Source organism: Phenylobacterium sp., from assembly GCF_030693625.1.
Lineage (GTDB): Bacteria > Pseudomonadota > Alphaproteobacteria > Caulobacterales > Caulobacteraceae > Phenylobacterium > Phenylobacterium ferrooxidans.
In genome coordinates this window covers 1-16114 of the sequence record NZ_JAUYAF010000032.1, presented here as the reverse complement: position 1 = coordinate 16114, position 16114 = coordinate 1, and the positions used below count along the sequence as shown (strand labels likewise).

Annotated in this window: 16 protein-coding genes and 1 pseudogene; 9 read left to right on the top strand and 8 right to left on the bottom strand. The window is 67.2% G+C overall.

Translation table 11 applies throughout. The annotated features are described in order from the left end of the window. Window positions 1-56 precede the first annotated feature (56 nt). From Q8N10_RS07135 to cysS, 3 genes are read right to left on the bottom strand one after another with little or no spacing between them, the layout of a single operon-like run. A complete protein-coding gene (locus Q8N10_RS07135) occupies window positions 57-506 on the bottom strand; it encodes an iron-sulfur cluster assembly scaffold protein (protein WP_304776924.1) in 450 nt (149 codons plus the stop codon). Beyond that, on the bottom strand, window positions 503-1054 hold the full coding sequence (locus tag Q8N10_RS07130) for an SRPBCC domain-containing protein (RefSeq protein ID WP_304776923.1): 552 nt from the start codon (window positions 1052-1054) through the stop codon (window positions 503-505). The genes Q8N10_RS07135 and Q8N10_RS07130 overlap by 4 nt, the downstream gene beginning before the upstream one ends. Beyond that, a complete protein-coding gene (gene cysS / locus Q8N10_RS07125; RefSeq protein WP_304776922.1) occupies window positions 1054-2454 on the bottom strand; it encodes a cysteine--tRNA ligase in 1401 nt (466 codons plus the stop codon). Before cysS ends, Q8N10_RS07130 begins: the two co-directional genes overlap by 1 nt. Window positions 2455-2631: 177 nt before the next feature. On the opposite strand from cysS, the gene folE reads away from it, so the two are divergent. After that, a complete protein-coding gene (folE, locus tag Q8N10_RS07120) occupies window positions 2632-3261 on the top strand; it encodes a GTP cyclohydrolase I FolE (protein WP_293494753.1) in 630 nt (209 codons plus the stop codon). On the opposite strand, the gene Q8N10_RS07115 is transcribed toward folE, so the two are convergent. Beyond that, window positions 3258-4124, bottom strand: coding sequence for a DUF817 domain-containing protein (locus tag Q8N10_RS07115; protein WP_304776921.1), 867 nt, complete (start codon window positions 4122-4124; stop codon window positions 3258-3260). The genes folE and Q8N10_RS07115 overlap by 4 nt on opposite strands. 45 nt (window positions 4125-4169) lie before the next feature. Here Q8N10_RS07115 and hisI point away from each other — a divergent pair, with 45 nt between their 5' ends. Together hisI and Q8N10_RS07105 are read left to right on the top strand one after the other, a co-directional pair. Further along, window positions 4170-4571, top strand: a complete 402-nt coding sequence (gene hisI / locus Q8N10_RS07110) for a phosphoribosyl-AMP cyclohydrolase (RefSeq protein ID WP_304776920.1) — start codon at window positions 4170-4172, stop codon at window positions 4569-4571. Next, complete coding sequence (locus tag Q8N10_RS07105; RefSeq protein ID WP_304776919.1) at window positions 4568-5194, top strand: LysE family translocator; 627 nt, start codon at window positions 4568-4570, stop codon at window positions 5192-5194. Before hisI ends, Q8N10_RS07105 begins: the two co-directional genes overlap by 4 nt. Here the strand turns inward: Q8N10_RS07105 and Q8N10_RS07100 are convergent. Next, window positions 5191-6873, bottom strand: a complete 1683-nt coding sequence (locus tag Q8N10_RS07100; protein ID WP_304776918.1) for an alkaline phosphatase — start codon at window positions 6871-6873, stop codon at window positions 5191-5193. The genes Q8N10_RS07105 and Q8N10_RS07100 overlap by 4 nt on opposite strands. Window positions 6874-6942: 69 nt before the next feature. Here Q8N10_RS07100 and Q8N10_RS07095 point away from each other — a divergent pair, with 69 nt between their 5' ends. Continuing rightward, a complete protein-coding gene (locus Q8N10_RS07095) occupies window positions 6943-7260 on the top strand; it encodes a ferritin (RefSeq protein ID WP_304776917.1) in 318 nt (105 codons plus the stop codon). Here Q8N10_RS07095 and Q8N10_RS07090 read toward each other — a convergent pair. Further along, a pseudogene (locus Q8N10_RS07090) lies at window positions 7257-7634 on the bottom strand (ADYC domain-containing protein). The gene Q8N10_RS07095 and the pseudogene Q8N10_RS07090 sit on opposite strands and share 4 nt — an antisense overlap. Before the next feature lie 204 nt (window positions 7635-7838). Here Q8N10_RS07090 and Q8N10_RS07085 point away from each other — a divergent pair. Beyond that, window positions 7839-8831, top strand: a complete 993-nt coding sequence (locus Q8N10_RS07085) for an RluA family pseudouridine synthase (protein WP_304776916.1) — start codon at window positions 7839-7841, stop codon at window positions 8829-8831. 204 nt (window positions 8832-9035) lie between these two features. Beyond that, entirely contained in the window at window positions 9036-9923 is an 888-nt protein-coding gene (gene rpoH / locus Q8N10_RS07080; RefSeq protein ID WP_304776915.1) for an RNA polymerase sigma factor RpoH, read from the top strand. Window positions 9924-9982: 59 nt separating this feature from the next. Here the strand turns inward: rpoH and Q8N10_RS07075 are convergent, their stop codons facing one another. Continuing rightward, on the bottom strand, window positions 9983-10816 hold the full coding sequence (locus Q8N10_RS07075) for a two-component system response regulator (RefSeq protein ID WP_304776914.1): 834 nt from the start codon (window positions 10814-10816) through the stop codon (window positions 9983-9985). 114 nt (window positions 10817-10930) lie between these two features. Further along, window positions 10931-12217, bottom strand: a complete 1287-nt coding sequence (locus Q8N10_RS07070) for an adenylosuccinate synthase (RefSeq protein ID WP_304701261.1) — start codon at window positions 12215-12217, stop codon at window positions 10931-10933. Window positions 12218-12434: 217 nt separating this feature from the next. On the opposite strand from Q8N10_RS07070, the gene Q8N10_RS07065 reads away from it, so the two are divergent. The 3 genes from Q8N10_RS07065 (at window position 12435) to Q8N10_RS07055 (ending at window position 15974) form a co-directional block, all read left to right on the top strand. Next, a complete protein-coding gene (locus tag Q8N10_RS07065; RefSeq protein WP_304701259.1) occupies window positions 12435-12854 on the top strand; it encodes a VOC family protein in 420 nt (139 codons plus the stop codon). Continuing rightward, entirely contained in the window at window positions 12851-13828 is a 978-nt protein-coding gene (locus Q8N10_RS07060; protein WP_304776913.1) for a threonine/serine dehydratase, read from the top strand. Before Q8N10_RS07065 ends, Q8N10_RS07060 begins: the two co-directional genes overlap by 4 nt. 133 nt (window positions 13829-13961) lie before the next feature. Beyond that, the gene (locus Q8N10_RS07055) at window positions 13962-15974 is read left to right on the top strand and encodes an ATP-binding protein (RefSeq protein ID WP_304776912.1); all 2013 of its coding nucleotides are present in this window, start codon (window positions 13962-13964) and stop codon (window positions 15972-15974) included. Window positions 15975-16114 lie beyond the last annotated feature (140 nt).

Here is a 16114-nt window from a genome sequence, read left to right as displayed (position 1 = left end):
GGGACGCAGACGCCTTGCAAATCAACCGCAGCGATTACGCCGACGGTTGGTGGCGATCAAGCTATGCCGGCGCGGCTAGTTCGGGTGCTCGCCTGCCGGACAGCATCGGTCGCGGCCTCGAACGCCAGTAGCGTCGAGGTGTGGCGGGCCGGGTAATCCTTCACGGGCGCGAGCATCTCTAGGTCCGAAAAACGTCCAACAGGCGCAGCTGCGCCGTCCTTCAACATAGCACGGAACTGATCGCGGGCCATCTCGATCTCCGCGAGCGTCGCCCCCAGCACGTGGGCGCCGAGCACGGCCGCGGACGCCTGGCCAAGCGCGCAGGCCTTCACGTCCTGGGCGAACTGGCCGACGCGGTCGCCGTCCATGATCACGTCGATGGTCACTCGGCTGCCGCACAGCTTGGACACCTTTTCCGACGACCCCTGCGGCGCGGGCAGGCGACCACTGTGCGGCAGGTTCGCGGCCAGCTTCAGCAGCTTGGTGGAATAGAGCTCGTCGATCATGAGGCCGATGTGGGGTTTCCACTCTCCGCCCGCCACTGGGCCTCGGCGCGAACCTTCAGCGCCTCCCCCATGGCCGCGAAGCCGCGGTACATCTTGCGGCCCATCCGCTTGGCGACGTAGCGGCCCAGCAAGCCGCCCATGATCTCACCATTGGCGAAGATGCAGCTCGCCTCAGCCAGCTCGTCGATCTCGAGATAGCGGACACTGCGCACCAGGCCGCCGGCCAAGCTCAGTTTCCAGTGCAGCAGATTGGCCGGGGTCCAGTCGGTGATCACCGGCCGGATGGTCTCGGGCGACTCGCCGGGCAGGTTCAGGGTCAGGACCAGGGTGTCGCCGATAGCGATCCTGCCCACGGCCTGGGTGTAGAGCGGGTTCCATTCCGACCAGGCGTCCAGGTCGGCCAACACTTCCCAGATCACCCGCGCCGGGGCCTGGACCCCGATGCGGTGCTCGATCTTCTCACCACCTGGTCCGCCACCGCCGCCGGACTTCTTGAAGGTCAGGCCCGCGCCGGGGGTGAAGACCTTGGGGGCATTGATCGCCGGCATCAGCTCTGTTCCTTGATCCGCCAGGTCGCGCCGGTCGGATTGTCCATGACCTCGATGTTCAACGCGGTGAGCTCGCCACGGATGCGGTCGGCGGCGGCCCAGTCCTTGGCGGTCCGCGCCGCCACACGGTCCGCGATCAGGCCGTCCACCTTGTCGCGCAACTCGTCGGAGACCCCGGCCTGGAACCAGTACTCCGGATCGGCGAACAGGAAGCCCATCAGGTTCGCCGAGGCCAGCAGCTCGCCCTTGGCGTAGGCCCGATCGTCGCCGCGGGCGGTCTCCAGGGCCGTGGCCATGGCGAACAGCTCAGCCATGGCGGCGGGCGTGTTGAGGTCGTCCTCGAGGGCTTCCAGGAAGGCGACGGACGGCCCGGTGGCCTCCGCCTTCACCTCGCTGGAGCGGCGCAAGGCGCCGTAGAGGCGGTCGAGGGCCTTCTTGGACTGCTCGATCAGCTCCTCGGTCCAGTCCAATGGCGCCCGGTACTGGCCCACCAGAAGCGCCCAGCGCAGGGCCTCCCCCGGCGCCTGTTGGATCAGCTGGTGAACGAGAGCGACATTGCCGACGCTCTTGGACATCTTCTCGGCGCCCATGTTCAGAAAGCCGTTGTGCATCCAATAGCGGGCGTATTCGGCCTCCGCGCCCTGGCCATGCTCGTGGCCAGCGCACAGGCCCTGGGCCATCTCGTTCTCATGGTGCGGGAACAGCAGGTCGATACCGCCCCCGTGGATGTCGATGGGCAGGCCCAGGGCCTGCTCGATCATGGCCGAGCACTCGATGTGCCAGCCGGGCCGGCCCGGACCCCAGGGGCTTTCCCAGACCGGCTCGTTGTCCTTCGACGGCTTCCACAGCACGAAGTCCGCGGGGTGCTGCTTGTAGGGGGCCACGTCGACGCGGGCGCCGGCGATCATGTCCTCCATCGGGTGACCCGACAACTTGCCGTAGTCGGAATAGGCCTGGGTGTCGAAGAGCACGTGACCCTCGGCGACGTAGGCGGCGTTGTTGCGGACCAGCCGGCCGATCATGGCGATGATGGCGTCCATGGTCTGGGTGGCGCGGGGCTGATGGGTGGGACGAAGGGCGCCCAGCACCGACATGTCGGCGTTGTAGATATCGAGATAGCGGTCGGTGATGACCGAGATGTCGACGCCTTCTTCAGCGGCCTTCTTGTTGATCTTGTCGTCCACGTCGGTGACGTTGGCGGCGTAGATCACCGCGTCCGCGCCATAGGTATGGCGCAGCAGACGGAACAGGACGTCGAAGGCCACGACGGGCCGGGCGTTGCCGATATGGGCGTAATTATAGACCGTCGGACCGCAGACATACATCGTCACCCGCTTCGGATCGCGGGGGGCGAAGGGCCGCTTGGCGCGGGCCATGGTGTCGTAGAGATTCAAAGTCATAGGGTCTGACGCTGCGTAACAGTTGCCGGGAAAGGCTTGCGCCCCATATACAGATGGGGCGTCAGGGAAGCCACGGTCTCGCAACCGGAAAGCTTCGCCTTACGTATAAGGGTGGCCACGCGTCTTTCCGGGACCTTCGTCCCGGCGCAACTCAGCCCTGGAAAGAACCGATCTCACATGGACGCTGGTACTCGCGACCGAACCCTCGTCGGAACGTCCGGCGTTGATCTTGAAGCCGTGAAGCGCCCGACGCGCGAAGAGGCGATGGAGGCTGTCCGCACCCTCATCGCATGGGCCGGCGACGACCCCAGGCGCGAAGGCGTGATCGACACCCCCAAGCGGGTGGTGGACGCCTATGGCGAGTGGTTCGAAGGCTACAGCCTCGATCCCGCCAAGGAACTCTCGCGCACCTTTGAAGACGTGCAGGGCTATGACGACATCGTCATGCTGCGCGAGATCGAGGTGGAGAGCCACTGCGAGCACCACATGGCGCCGTTCCTGGGGAAGGCCTACGTCGCCTACATGCCCACCAACCGGGTGGTGGGCATTTCAAAGCTGGCCAAGGTCGTCGAGATCTTCGCCCGCCGTCTCCAGACCCAGGAGACCATGACCCAGCAGATCGCCGACGCCATCACCGACAGCCTTCGGCCGGCCGGCGTGGCCGTCCTGATCGACGCCGCCCACCAGTGCATGACCACCCGGGGCGTGCACCATCGGCACGTCACCACCATCACCACCCAGTTCACGGGCGTGTTCAAGACCGACCCCACCCTGCGTCAGCGGTTCCTGGACTTCGTCAACCGCTAGGACTCTCGAGCATTTGGGTCCACCGGTTCCGGCCGGTGGACCAGGCTCACCAGCACGAAACTCAGCATCATCAGCAGATACCAGGACCCCAGCTTCGCCAGGCCGACAGGGCGCCATTCCGCGGCCTGTTGCGGATAGGTCCAGGTCGCGGTGAAGGTGCCGATGTTCTCGGCGAACCAGATGAACACCGCCACCAGCAGGAAGCCCAGCAGCATGGGCATGGTCCGGGCCTTGCGGTCCGGCCTGAACTGGAAGCTGGCCCGCCCGAACAGCAACACCGACAGGAGAAACAGACCCCAGCGGATGTCGACGATGTAGTGGTGGCTGAAGAAATTGATGTAGCTCAGCACCGCCAGCAGCCAAGGCCCCCAAAGCGGCGGGTACTTGCTGAACCGGATCTCGAACAATCGCCAGGCGCGGGCGATATAGCTGCCGATGGCGGCGTACATGAAGCCCGAAAACAGCGGCACCTCGCCAATCCTCAGGACCGAGGCCTCCGGATAGATCCAGGAGCCGTGGCTTGTCTTGAAGATCTCCATCACCGTGCCGACCACGTGGAAGACCGCGATCACCAGGGCCTCGTCCCATCGCTCCAGCTTGGTGGCCAGCAACAGGACCTGGAGGGTGAGCGCGGCGATCAGCAGGAAGTCGTAGCGGGCCAGGGCCGCATCGGCCGGCCACCAGAAGTGGCTGGCGATCAGCAGGGCCACCATCGCCCCGCCATAGAGGCAGGCCCAGGCTTGCTTCAGACCAAACAGCAGGAACTCATAGGCGAAGGCGTTGAACCTCGATCGCGCCGCCCAGGGACGGGCGGCCAGGTCCATCGTCGCCACCCGGCTCTTGATCCAGTCCTTGAGACTCATTCTGCGAGGCTAGCGCGAAGGCTGTGAACGGCGCCATATGCCGCCATGGCCAAGCCCACCTTCCCCACCGCGACCTCCAAGGACATCCTCGAACGCGGCGACCTGCTCGCCCCGCGGTTCGATTCCGCCGGCCTGATCCCGGCCATCGCCACCCATGCGGAGACCGGCGAGGTGCTGATGCTGGGCTATATGAACGCCGAGGCCCTGGAGCGGACGCTCGCGACGGGCGAGGTCTACTACTTCAGCCGCTCCCGCAATGAGCTCTGGCACAAGGGCGCCACCAGCGGCCAGATTCAGCTGGTTGAGGAGGTTCGCATCGACTGCGACCAGGACGCCATCCTGCTGAAGGTGACGCCAGAGGGCGACGGCGGCGCCTGCCACACGGGCTTCCGCACCTGCTTCTACCGGGTGGTGGAGAACGGCAAGCTGAAGGAACGTCTGCCGTGACCATCGTCCAGGCGCTGCTGGCTTTCACAGTGGCGGCTGGACTCCTGACCCTGACGCCCGGCCTGGACACCGCGCTGATCCTGCGGACCGCCGCGGTGGAAGGTCCCAGGCGTGCTGTCCTGGCCATGGTCGGGATACTCGCCGGCTGCTTTGTCTGGGGCGGGCTGGTGGCCGTGGGCCTGGGCGCGGTGCTGCAGGCCTCGGCCCTGGCCTTCAACATCCTGAAATGGGCGGGCGCGGCCTACCTGGTCTGGTTGGGGATCGAGCTTATCCTGCGGCCACGCCACAGTTTCGAGGTCGCCGATGCGCCGGCGATGAAGGGCGGCGACACGGCCTGGATGCGGCGCGGCTTCCTCTCCAACGTGCTGAACCCAAAGATGGGGGTCTTCTACGTTTCCTTCCTGCCGCAGTTCCTGCCGGCAGGGGTTCCGGCCGCCCCGTTCATGCTGCTGCTGACCACCATCCATGTCCTGCTGGGCGTGGCGTGGCTCTCCCTGCTGATCGCCGCCACCCAGCCGATCGCCAGGGTCCTGAAGCGCGGCGCGGTCGTGCGCTGGCTCGACCGGGCCACCGGCGGGGTGTTCGTGGCCTTCGGCCTGCGCCTGGCCTTGGAGCGCCGCTAGACCTCGGTCGGCGCCGACAGGCCGCCCGCTTCCGGCGTCACCCGATAGGTCTTCACCACGCGGGTGTCATAGATAGGCTCGGTGATGTTGGAGACCGCCATGAGGTCCGCCTTGGCCTCGTTGGGGGTGAGGGTCAGCAGCAGGAAGCCCTTGGCGTTCTGATCACAGAACAACACTTCCCTGTTGGCCTGCGCGAACACCTCGCCGATCGGGAACGTGGGCAGGCTGTCGCCGCCCCCCGGGCTGGTGATCCCGGTGGTTCCGAACTCAACCCCTGCCCGGGCTCCGGCGTCGTCGAAGAGTTCATTGACCCAGAAGGCGTGGCTGTCGCCCGCGAGCACGATGGCCCGGGCCTGAGCGGCCTTCACTGCGGCATAGACCCGCTCACGATCCACGGGATAGCCGTCCCACATGTCCAGACCGTAGGGCAGGTCCATCTTCGCGAAGTCCCCGAGCCGGGCGATCCGCTTGCGAGCCGAGTCCGAGGACGCGGCGAGGGCCTTGGCATAGGCCGCCTCCCCCATCTCCTTGCGGGCGCTGGGGATGCCGATGCGGGCCATCAGCACCTCATTGCCGAGCACCTGCCAGGTGCGCCCCGCGGCTACCGAGGCTTTCAGCTCCGACGCGAGCCAAGCTTCCTGCTGCTCGCCCATCATCCGACGATAGGGGTCGGCCAGCTTCTTGCGGAAGCCCGGCAGGTCGGGCTTGCCGTCCAGTCCGTTGAGGTCCCGGTCATAGCTGAGCTGGCGGTCCCGGGCGGTCAGCCGCGTCTCCAGCATCACCAGGCTGGCCAGGTCGCCGAAATGGAAGGTCCGGTTGATGGAGAAGGCGCCGTCCGCCGGCTCGCGGATCGGCATCCACTCATAATAGGCCTTGATGGCGGTCGCCTTGCGCTCGTTCCAGGGGCCCTCATCGATCGGGGTGTGATTCTGGGCGCCGGTGGCGAAACTGTCGTTGGCGGTCTCATGGTCGTCCCACACCACGATCCAGGCGGCGCGGGCGTGGGCGGCCTGAAGCTGGACGTCAGACTTGTACTGGGCATGCCGGGTCCGGTAGTCGGCCAGGCTGACGATCTCATGGTTGGGCTCATGGGGCCGCTGCCAGGCGACCTTGCTGTCCATGCCGTACGAGCCCGGACCGCCGTACTCGTAGATGTAGTCTCCCAGGTGGATCACGGCGTCAACGCGGGCCAGGGCGGAGATGGCGCTGTAGGCGTGGAAATAGCCGTTCGGGAACAGCGAACAGGAGGCGACGGCCAGCACCACATCGGCAGTCTTGCCCACCGGAAGGGTGCGGGTCCAACCGGGCGGCGAGACCACCCCATTGGCCTCGAACTCATAGCTGTACTGCACGCCTGGCTTCAGGCCGCCGACATCGACCTTCACCGTGAAGTCGCGGGCGGCGCTGGTGACGCCCTCGCCGGTCAGGGTCTTCACCCGACGGAAAAGGCTCGTCTTGCCGGTCGGGGTGATCCGCCAGCGATAGGCGATCTCGCCGGTGGTGGCCTGCGCCGGCGTGATGCGGGTCCAGAGGATCACCCGGTCGGCCAGGGGGTCGCCCGAGGCGACACCGTGCTTGAAGGCGACCGCGCCTGCGTAGCGCGACGGCGCCTGCGCGAAAGCCGGTGTCGCCAGGCCCGCGCCAAGGAACGCCAGGGCCGAACGCCTATTGATGGTCATGGTGTTTCCACGCTCGCGTGATCTCGATTGCGCATGCCATAGAGCAGGGAGTTACGACAGGAGCATGAGATGTCCAGCGAAGGCCTTCACGTCCCGCGCGAGAAGCTGTCCAAGAAGACCCTGAACATGCACTACGCCATCTCCTCGCTCATCGAGGAGCTGGAGGCGGTGGACTGGTACCGGCAGCGCGCCGACGACTGCGATGACCCCGAGCTTAAGGCCATCCTGCTGCACAACGCCCACGAGGAGATCGAGCACGCCGCCATGGCGCTCGAGTGGATTCGACGCAACGACGATCAGTTCGCCGAGCAGCTCAAGGAGTTCCTCTTCACCGAGGGGTCGATCACCCACCATGAGGAAGACTCGAGCGAGAAGAGCGGCCTCTAGCGCGGCTTGATCCGGGTGAAGATCAGGACGCCCCTGGCCCGGGCGGCGGCCACACAGACCGCGCCGGTGGGGCCCCAGCCCGCCTCGAAGATGTAGTCCGGGTTGTTCGCGGTGTCGTGGCGCTGGCCGTCGGCGATATCGACGACGTCGATCTCCGTGCCGTTCTTGGTGTGGGGCGCGCCATCGCCCAGCTAGTCGGCCCGCACGGTCTGCTGGCAGGTGCGGTAGAAGTCGGCGAGCGGCCGCCCGTCCGGCGTTTTGCCCCAAGGGTCGTAGCCCCAGAGCACGCACTTGCCCTGTGAACCGGAGGTGCAGGCCAGGAGCCAGGTATTGGGATCCTCCACGAACCCGTCGCCGTCCCAGCGGCCTCGCAGGAGGAAGCCGACGCGGCGGCCTGCTCACCGTCGCCGGCGACCTCACGGTTGCGTGGTCGCCCGGCCCTGTGGGACTGTGGCCCATGCCGTCACGCCCTTCTCGCGAAAACCGGGCCTTGGGCTCAAGCCGCTTTCGCTCAGTGGAGATCGGCTGGCCGCCCAGCGCCTTACGACCGCCCCTGCGCGGGGCGGGATAGGCCAAACATGAGTTTCGTTGATGACGAGGACGCCCCGCCCGGCGAAACAGTCAGCCTGACCCTGGCCCCCGAACACGCAGGCGGAAGGCTGGACAAGACCCTGGCCGAGCACCTGCCGGATCTGTCGCGAGCCCGTATCCAGGCGCTGATGGCGGCCGGCATGGTGACCCGGGAGGGAAAGGTGCTTACCGACACCTCCGCCAAGGCTCAGGGTGGCGACTATGAACTGCTGATCCCGCCGCCGGAGGCCGCGGAACCGCAAGCCGAAGCCATCCCCCTGACGGTGCACTTTGAGGACCCTCACCTGATCGTGGTGGAAAAGCCCCCCGGCATGGCGGTGCACCCCGCGCCGGGGACCCCCAGTGGCACCCTGGTCAACGCCCTGCTCCACCATTGCGGCAGCTCGCTGTCGGGGATCGGCGGTGTGGCGCGGCCTGGCATCGTCCATCGGATCGACAAGGAGACCTCCGGCATCGTGGTGGTGGCCAAGAGCGACGCCGCCCACCAGGGACTCTCGGCCCTGTTCGCCGCCCACGACATCGACCGGGTCTATGTGGCCCTGGTGCGCGGCGCGCCGTCGCCGGCCAAGGCCACCATCGTCACGCAGATCGGCCGCTCCTCCACCGACCGCAAGAAGATGGCGGTGCTGAAATCCGGCGGCCGCGAGGCCATCACCCACTATTCGACTCGCACGGTGTTCGGCCAACAGAAGAAGCCCCAGGCCGCGCGGCTGGAATGTACGCTCGAGACCGGTCGCACCCATCAGATCCGCGTGCACCTGGCCTCAAAGGGATGCCCCTGCCTGGGTGACCCGGTCTATGGCTCGGGACCGCCCACGCCTGCCGTGCGCGAGGCCATGGCGCAGGCCGGTCTGAGCCGCCAAGCCCTGCACGCCGCGGTGCTGGGCTTCGTCCACCCAGTGACCGGCGAGGCCCTGCGCTTCGAGAGCCCCCTGCCGCCGGATATGGCCAAGCTGGAAGCTTTGCTCTCAGCCCTGTGAGAAAGCTTGCGGACCGGGCGCCTTGATGACGCCACGGCGCGGGAATAGAAATACCTGAGTTGAGCAGTCGGACTTATAGGTCGTTCCTCCCAACGCCCTTCCGCAGTTGAAACCCGATACCTATCTAGTTGGTTGAGGGGGCGGACGGACGCGCGCAGACCAAGCGCGGCGACCCAGATGTCCGGGAAATAGGGGATTTGATCCATGGCCACGAACGCGCTGTCCGTGATGTCGCCCGATGGCGGCCTGAGCCGGTATCTCACCGAGATCCGGAAGTTTCCGATGCTGGCCAAGGATGAGGAATTCATGCTGGCCAAGCGCTGGAAGGAACATGAAGACCCGGAGGCCGCCCATCGCATGGTGACCTCCCACCTGCGCCTGGTGGCCAAGATCGCCATGGGTTATCGCGGCTACGGCCTGCCGATCGGCGAAGTGATCTCCGAGGGCAATGTCGGCCTGATGCAGGCGGTCAAGAAGTTCGAGCCCGACAAGGGCTTCCGCCTGGCGACCTACGCCATGTGGTGGATCCGCGCCTCGATCCAGGAGTATATCCTGCGGTCCTGGAGCCTCGTGAAGATGGGCACCACGGCGGCGCAGAAGAAGCTGTTCTTCAACCTGCGCAAGGCCAAGAGCCAGATCAGCGCCTTCCAGGACGGGGACCTGCACCCCGATCAGGTGGCGCAGATCGCCACCAAGCTGGGGGTGCTGAACGAAGAAGTCATCTCGATGAACCGCCGGCTGTCGGGCCCCGACGCCTCGCTGAACGCGCCGCTGCGCGTGGACGGTGAGAGTGAGTGGCAGGACTGGCTGGAGGATGAGACCTCGGTCAGCCAGGAGACCCAGGTCGCCGAGAACCAGGAGCGGACCCAGCGCATGGGCCTGCTGCAGGAAGCGATGACCGAGCTCACCGACCGCGAGCGTCACATCCTGACCGAGCGCCGGCTGAAGGACGATCCGTCGACCCTGGAGGAACTGGCCGCCGAGTACGGCGTCAGCCGCGAGCGCGTGCGCCAGATCGAGGTCCGCGCCTTCGAGAAGCTGCAGAAGTCCATGCGGACCGCCGCCGAGGAGCGGAACCTGGTCAACGCCTGATCCGGCCCGACTGAACCAAGCAAGCCCTTCCCGGAAACGGGGAGGACTTTTTGCTGCGCCTAGACCGACACCACGGCGCGGTCGGAGGGCTTGCGGCTGAGCTCGTCGGCCGGCAGCAGGGCGAGCAGGGGGGCGGCGTTGCGGACTACCTCTTCCGGGATCAGCACGCCACGGTCCGCGGCGCCTGCCAGGTAGCGCTGGAAGTCAGCCACGGTGGTGACGAGCTTCAGGTCGCCCACCGCCACCGCGGCCTTCTGCAGATCCACCGCTTGAGCCTGCATGGAGCGCAGGGCCTGCTTTGGGTCGGTGGCCACGGCGGAGACCGCGGACTTCAGGATCTTCAGCGCCTGGGTGATCCGCGCGGCGTCCGGGGTGGTCTTGATGTCGGAGCGGCGCTTGAGCTTGCCGGTATAGTCGCCGGAATTGAACCGCCTCCGGTCGGGACCGATATAGTCGACCGCCTCCACCCAGTCTCGCGGCCGCAGGGTCACAGCCTCCAGGCGGCGCAACAGGTCCTTGGCGGTGTAGGGCTTGCGGAGGAATTCGTGCACCCCGGCGTCGCGGGCCCCCAGGATGGCGGCTGCGGTGGCGGTGGCGGTCACCATGATGATGGGCGCCTGGCGGCAGTTGAATTCGCTGTGCCGGACACGGCGGGCGAAATCGACGCCATCGACCTTGTCGCCGGAGAGCTCGACGAAGATCAGCTGCGGATTGACCAGCTCCGCGGCCTCCAGACCCTTGCGGTTATTCGGGGCGTTCCAGAGCTGGCCGGCCGAGATATTGCGCATGAGGTCAGCCAGCAGGCGCGCGCTGGCCGGCGCCGGATCAACAATCAGCACCCTCTGCAGCATGGGGACCATGCGCTGAATGAGCTTGCCTTCTTCGTTGAACACGGGTGCGGGGGCTCCTGGGAACGCTCCGCCCAATATGGGGCCCGTCCGTAAAGATCGCCTTGACGGCAAGTGTCGCTCGCCGCGACGATCCGTCGCGGCGAGCCTTGGCTCTCCTCAGTCCTGGAAAGGGTCGCGCACCATGATGGTGTCGTCCCGCTGCGGGCTGGTGGAGACCATGGCGGCCGGGGCTCCAATCAGCTCCTCGACCCGGCGTACATACTTCACCGCATTTGCGGGGAGATCCTTCCAGGAGGTGGCCCCGGCGGTGCTTTGGGTCCAGCCCTCCATCTCCTCGTAGATCGGCTCCAGGGCCGACTGGGCCTTCAAACCAGCCGGCAGGTAATCGAAGGTCTTGTCGCCCAGCTTGTAGCCGACACAGATTTTCAAGGTCGGCAGGCCGTCGAGGATGTCGAGCTTGGTGAGCGCGATGCCGTCGATGCCGTTCAAAGCCACCGACTGGCGCACCAGGACAGCGTCGAACCAGCCGCAGCGGCGGGGACGGCCGGTGACGACGCCGAACTCCTTGCCCACCGTGCCCAGGTGCTGGCCGATCTCGTCGAACAGTTCGGTGGGGAACGGCCCCTCCCCGACCCGGGTCGTATAGGCCTTCACGATCCCCAGGACATAGCCGGGTCCCTTGGGCCCGAGACCTGATCCCGCGGCGGCCTGGCCGGCGACGGTGTTGGAGGAGGTGACATAGGGATAGGTGCCATGATCGACATCGAGGAGCGCGCCCTGGGCGCCCTCGAACAGCACCCGCTTACCCGACTTCACGATCTGGTCCAGCAATCGCCAGGCCGGCTGAGCGAAGGGAAGAATCTTCGGGGCGATCTCCTCCAGGGCCGCGAGCAGTTCAGCGCCGTCATATTCCGGCAGGCCAAGGCCCCGGCGCAGGGGCGTGTGATGCGCCAGCAGGCGGTCGATCTTGGCCTCAAGGGCGTCGCGGTCGGCCAGGTCACCGACGCGGATGGCGCGGCGGCCGACCTTGTCTTCATAGGCCGGGCCAATGCCTCGGCCCGTGGTGCCGATCTTGTTGACGGCCGCGGCCTCCCGGGCCTGGTCCAGATCGCGGTGCAGGGGCAGGATCAGGGAGGCGTTGTCGGCCAGGACCAGCAGGTCCGGGGTGATCTGGACGCCCTGGCCGCCGAGCTTGGCGATCTCCTCCAGCAGGTGCCAGGGGTCCACCACCACGCCGTTGCCGATCACCGACAGCTTGCCCTGAACCACGCCCGAGGGCAGCAGGGAGAGCTTGTAGACCTGGTTGCCCACCACCAGGGTGTGGCCGGCGTTGTGGCCCCCCTGGAAACGCACGACGACGTCGGCGCGATTGGACAGCCAGTCCACCAGCTTGCCCTTGCCCTCGTCGCCCCACTGAGCCCCGATAACTGTCACATTGCCCATGGAATACGATCTCCCAGCCCGCCGAGGGGATCCAACCACGCCCTTCGACAGGCAACTCGGCGGGTGGACTTGACCGATTTTAGGAACCGCGACCGGGCCTCTGGGGCGCCAGGGTCGTGTTCGTCGGGTGTAGAGCATCCAGGCGCCCCCGCCGTCAAGGCGCGCCTGCGGAAATCGGCGCTTCGCCAGGCCGCGCCCTTGGGTCTATGAGGCGAACATGACCCTGCCCCGTTTCCACCTCGCCTTCCCCGTCCGCGATCTCGAAGAGGCCCGCGCCTTTTACGGCGGCCTGCTCGGCTGTCCGGAAGGCCGCTCCAGCCCCGACTGGATCGACTTCGACTTCTACGGCCACCAGATCGTCGCTCACCTTTCGCCGGGCGAGGTGGGGCACAGGTCCACCAGCGCCGTGGACGGCGAGGACGTTCCCGTGCGCCACTTCGGGGCCATCCTCACCCTGCCCCAGTGGGAGGAGATGGCCGACAAGCTGAAGGCCGCCGACACTCGCTTCGTCATCGAGCCGCAGATCCGGTTCAAGGGGCAACCTGGCGAACAGGCGACCCTGTTCTTCCTCGATCCCTCCGGCAATGCGCTGGAGTTCAAGGCCTTCGCCGACGACGCTATGGTGTTCGCCAAATGACCGTGACCCTGGCCGACATCCAGGCCGCCGCCGCGCGGATCCACGGCCATGCGGTGGAGACGCCGTTGATCGAAAGCCCGGCGTTGAACGACCGCCTGGGCCGCCGGGTGCTCATAAAGCCCGAGACCCTGCAGCGGGTCGGCGCCTTCAAGTTCCGGGGAGCCTATAACAGGCTGGCCCAACTGGACGCCGCGCAACGCAAGTCCGGGGTTGTCGCCTTCTCCTCGGGCAACCACGCCCAGGGGGTGGCTCTGGCGGCCAGGCTGCTGGGCGTTCCCGCCCTCATCGTGATGCCGGCCGACGCACCGTCGGTGAAGGTGGAGGCCACGCGTGGCTATGGCGCCGAAGTCCGCCTCTATGACCGGCTGACCGAGGACCGCGTGGCGATTGCCGCCGAGATCGCCACTCAGCGCGGCGCCTTGGTCGTTCCGGCCTTCGATGATCTGGACATCATCGCAGGCCAGGGCACGGTCGGGCTGGAGCTGGTGAACCAGGCCAAGTCCCTCGGGGTCGGGCTCGACGTGGTGGTGTCACCGGTGGGTGGCGGCGGCCTGATGGCGGGGGTCTCCACGGCGGTGAAGGCGCTTTCGCCGAGCACGGCCCTGGTGGGTGTGGAGCCGAAGGGCTTCGACGACACCCTGCGCTCCCTGCAGGCGGGCGCGCGACAGACCCTGAGGCCCACCACCCGCTCGCTCTGCGACGCCCTGGAGTCGCCGGCGCCCGGAGAGCTGACCTTTCCGATCCTGCAGCAGAATGTCGCCGACATCGCCGTGGTCAGCGACGCCGAGGTCGCCGCAGCCATGCGCTACGCCTTCTCTAGCCTGAAACTGGTGGTGGAGCCCGGCGGCGCAGTGGGCCTGGCCGCCCTGCTGAGCGGCAAGGTCAAGGCCTGGGGCGACGGGACCACCGGCCTGGTGCTGTCGGGAGGCAATGTGGACCCCGCGCTGTTCGCTGAGGTTTTGGCGGGGGGCTAGAAGCTCAGGTTGCACCCAATACGGTGCGGCCGTTTGTCCCGCGCCGCAGGCTGCGCCTTAACCCGGTGTTGAGAGCCCGTGGCCAAGGTTTCCGTCCAACGCACGCATCACCTGCGCCCGGACGGGGACCTTCGTGGCCGAACGCGATTCAAGAGGCCCAGGCGCAGGGAGATCGGCCCTGGCCACCCGCCTGAACAATCTGCCCGCGACCTGGAAGCTCACCCTGGCCTTCGCCGTGGTCCTGTCGGCGATCGCCGCCATGGGGGTGGTCCTGACGATCAATCTTCGCGTGGTCCAGGACGCGAGCGCGGCGGACAATCATGCCCACAGGGTCGCGGCCACGGCCAGTAGCGCCCGCTTCGCCCTGGCCCGCCAGGAAGCCTCGCTTCGCGGCTACATCATTTCCGGCGACCCCTTCTACGCCCGGCGGATCGCCGAAGTGCACCGACCGCACTTCCAAGCCCGAATGGCGGACCTGGACCGGCTGGCCGCTGGGGACCCTGCGCTGGAGGCGTGGATAGACGAGGCGCAGTCGGCCCATGACCTCTGGACCGACCGAGCGGTCGATCGCGCGATGGCGCTGGCCCACGTGCCGGCCACCAGGTCTATCGCCGCCCGGATGGTGGGTCCGGAAAGCACGGCCGATGACCTGATCGCGCCCGCCGAGCAGGCCCTGGACGCCATCCAGGCGCAGAGCCAGAGGGCGGTCGAGGCAAGCGCGGCCCGCTCGGCCGAAGCCATGCGGGCGATGGGCTCGGCCCTGGCGCTGGGCGTGCTGTTCGCCGCCTTGAGCGCGGCGGTGATGGGGCTGGCGCTTCGCCGCAACATGGCCAATCCCATCGTGCGGCTGACTTCGGCGATGAACCGCCTGGCGGGGGGCGACCATTCGGTCGCAATTCCCGCCGTCGAACGCCGCGACGAGGTCGGTCTGATGGCCAAGGCCGTCGTCACCTTCCGCGACGCCGCCGTGCAGAAGGAGATCCTGGAGGCCGAGGCGGAGGTGCGTCGAGAGGAGACTCAGGCCCTGGCCCTGCAGGCCCAGGCCGCCAGTCACGCCAAGTCGGAATTCCTGGCGACCATGGCCCACGAACTCCGCACACCGCTGAACGGCGTGCTTGGGCTGGTGGACATCATGGGCCGGACCAAGCTGACCTCAGCGCAGAGGGAACACCTGGCCACGATTGGCGCCTCGGGCCGGGCCCTGGTCAGCGTCGTCAACGATGTGCTCGATATTTCCCGGATCGAGGCTGGCAGTCTTGAGATCCTGCCCGAACCCTTCGACATGGACCGCCTGACCGACGACTTGGCGGCGATCTATGGAGCGCTGGCCGCCGACAAGGGCTTGGCCTTCACCCTGACCCTGGATCCCGCCGCCCGGGGATGGCGGTTCGGGGACGCCGCGCGCCTGCGCCAGATCGCCGGCAATCTGCTCTCCAACGCGCTGAAGTTCACCGTGGCCGGCGAGGTGCGTGTCGCCTTCGCCCTTGCCGGCCAGGATATCATCCTGCAGGTCACAGACACGGGGATCGGCGTCGCCCCGCACCAGCAGGCGGCCATGTTCGACCGCTTCGTCCAGGCCGACGGCTCCTCGACCCGGCGCTTCGGCGGCGCGGGCCTGGGCCTGGCGATCTGCAGGGAGCTGTCGGAGCTGATGGGTGGAACCATAGGGTTCATCAGCGAGCTGGGTTTGGGCTCCACATTCACCCTTCAGGTCCCCATGCCCGCCTGCGCCGCACCGGCTGAGCCGCAGGTCGCCGCGCCGATGGACGACAAGCTGCGCATCCTGGTGGTGGACGACAACGCCACCAACCGGCTGGTGCTCTGCGCCCTGCTGGAACAGCTGGGCCTGGCGGCCGAGTGCGTCGTCAATGGAGTCGAGGCCGTGGCCGCCTGGGAAGCCAAGGCCTGGGACGCCATACTGATGGACATCCACATGCCCGAGATGGACGGGGTGACCGCCACCTCGAGCATCCGCCGGCGCGAGGTCGAGCTGGGGCGTGACAAGACCCCGATCATCGCGGTCACCGCCAGCGTGCAGCCCGAGCAGACCCGCGGATACCTCTCAGCAGGCATGGACGACTGCGTGCCCAAGCCCGTCGAAACCCGGGTCCTGGTCACCGCGCTGCGGGGCGTCCTGGCCGCCTAGACTAGAGCATTCTGCGACCTGATTGAATCGTTGGGGATTCCCAGGGCCCGCGGATTCTGATTCAAGCTCTGTGCTGGTGACGGAGGCTGGCACCTATGAGCAAGGCGCTGTCAGTTGATCTTCGTGAGCGTGTGATCGGC

Coding starts and splice junctions, on each gene's coding strand:
- Q8N10_RS07100 (WP_304776918.1), bottom strand. CDS start 6,873: ATGACCATCAATAGGCGTTCGGCCCTGGCGTTCCTTGGCGCGGGCCTG.
- Q8N10_RS07060 (WP_304776913.1), top strand. CDS start 12,851: ATGACCGTGACCCTGGCCGACATCCAGGCCGCCGCCGCGCGGATCCAC.
- folE (WP_293494753.1), top strand. CDS start 2,632: ATGGACGCTGGTACTCGCGACCGAACCCTCGTCGGAACGTCCGGCGTT.
- Q8N10_RS07070 (WP_304701261.1), bottom strand. CDS start 12,217: ATGGGCAATGTGACAGTTATCGGGGCTCAGTGGGGCGACGAGGGCAAG.
- Q8N10_RS07065 (WP_304701259.1), top strand. CDS start 12,435: ATGACCCTGCCCCGTTTCCACCTCGCCTTCCCCGTCCGCGATCTCGAA.
- cysS (WP_304776922.1), bottom strand. CDS start 2,454: ATGACTTTGAATCTCTACGACACCATGGCCCGCGCCAAGCGGCCCTTC.
- Q8N10_RS07130 (WP_304776923.1), bottom strand. CDS start 1,054: ATGCCGGCGATCAATGCCCCCAAGGTCTTCACCCCCGGCGCGGGCCTG.
- Q8N10_RS07115 (WP_304776921.1), bottom strand. CDS start 4,124: ATGAGTCTCAAGGACTGGATCAAGAGCCGGGTGGCGACGATGGACCTG.
- Q8N10_RS07135 (WP_304776924.1), bottom strand. CDS start 506: ATGATCGACGAGCTCTATTCCACCAAGCTGCTGAAGCTGGCCGCGAAC.
- Q8N10_RS07095 (WP_304776917.1), top strand. CDS start 6,943: ATGTCCAGCGAAGGCCTTCACGTCCCGCGCGAGAAGCTGTCCAAGAAG.
- Q8N10_RS07085 (WP_304776916.1), top strand. CDS start 7,839: ATGAGTTTCGTTGATGACGAGGACGCCCCGCCCGGCGAAACAGTCAGC.
- rpoH (WP_304776915.1), top strand. CDS start 9,036: ATGGCCACGAACGCGCTGTCCGTGATGTCGCCCGATGGCGGCCTGAGC.
- hisI (WP_304776920.1), top strand. CDS start 4,170: ATGGCCAAGCCCACCTTCCCCACCGCGACCTCCAAGGACATCCTCGAA.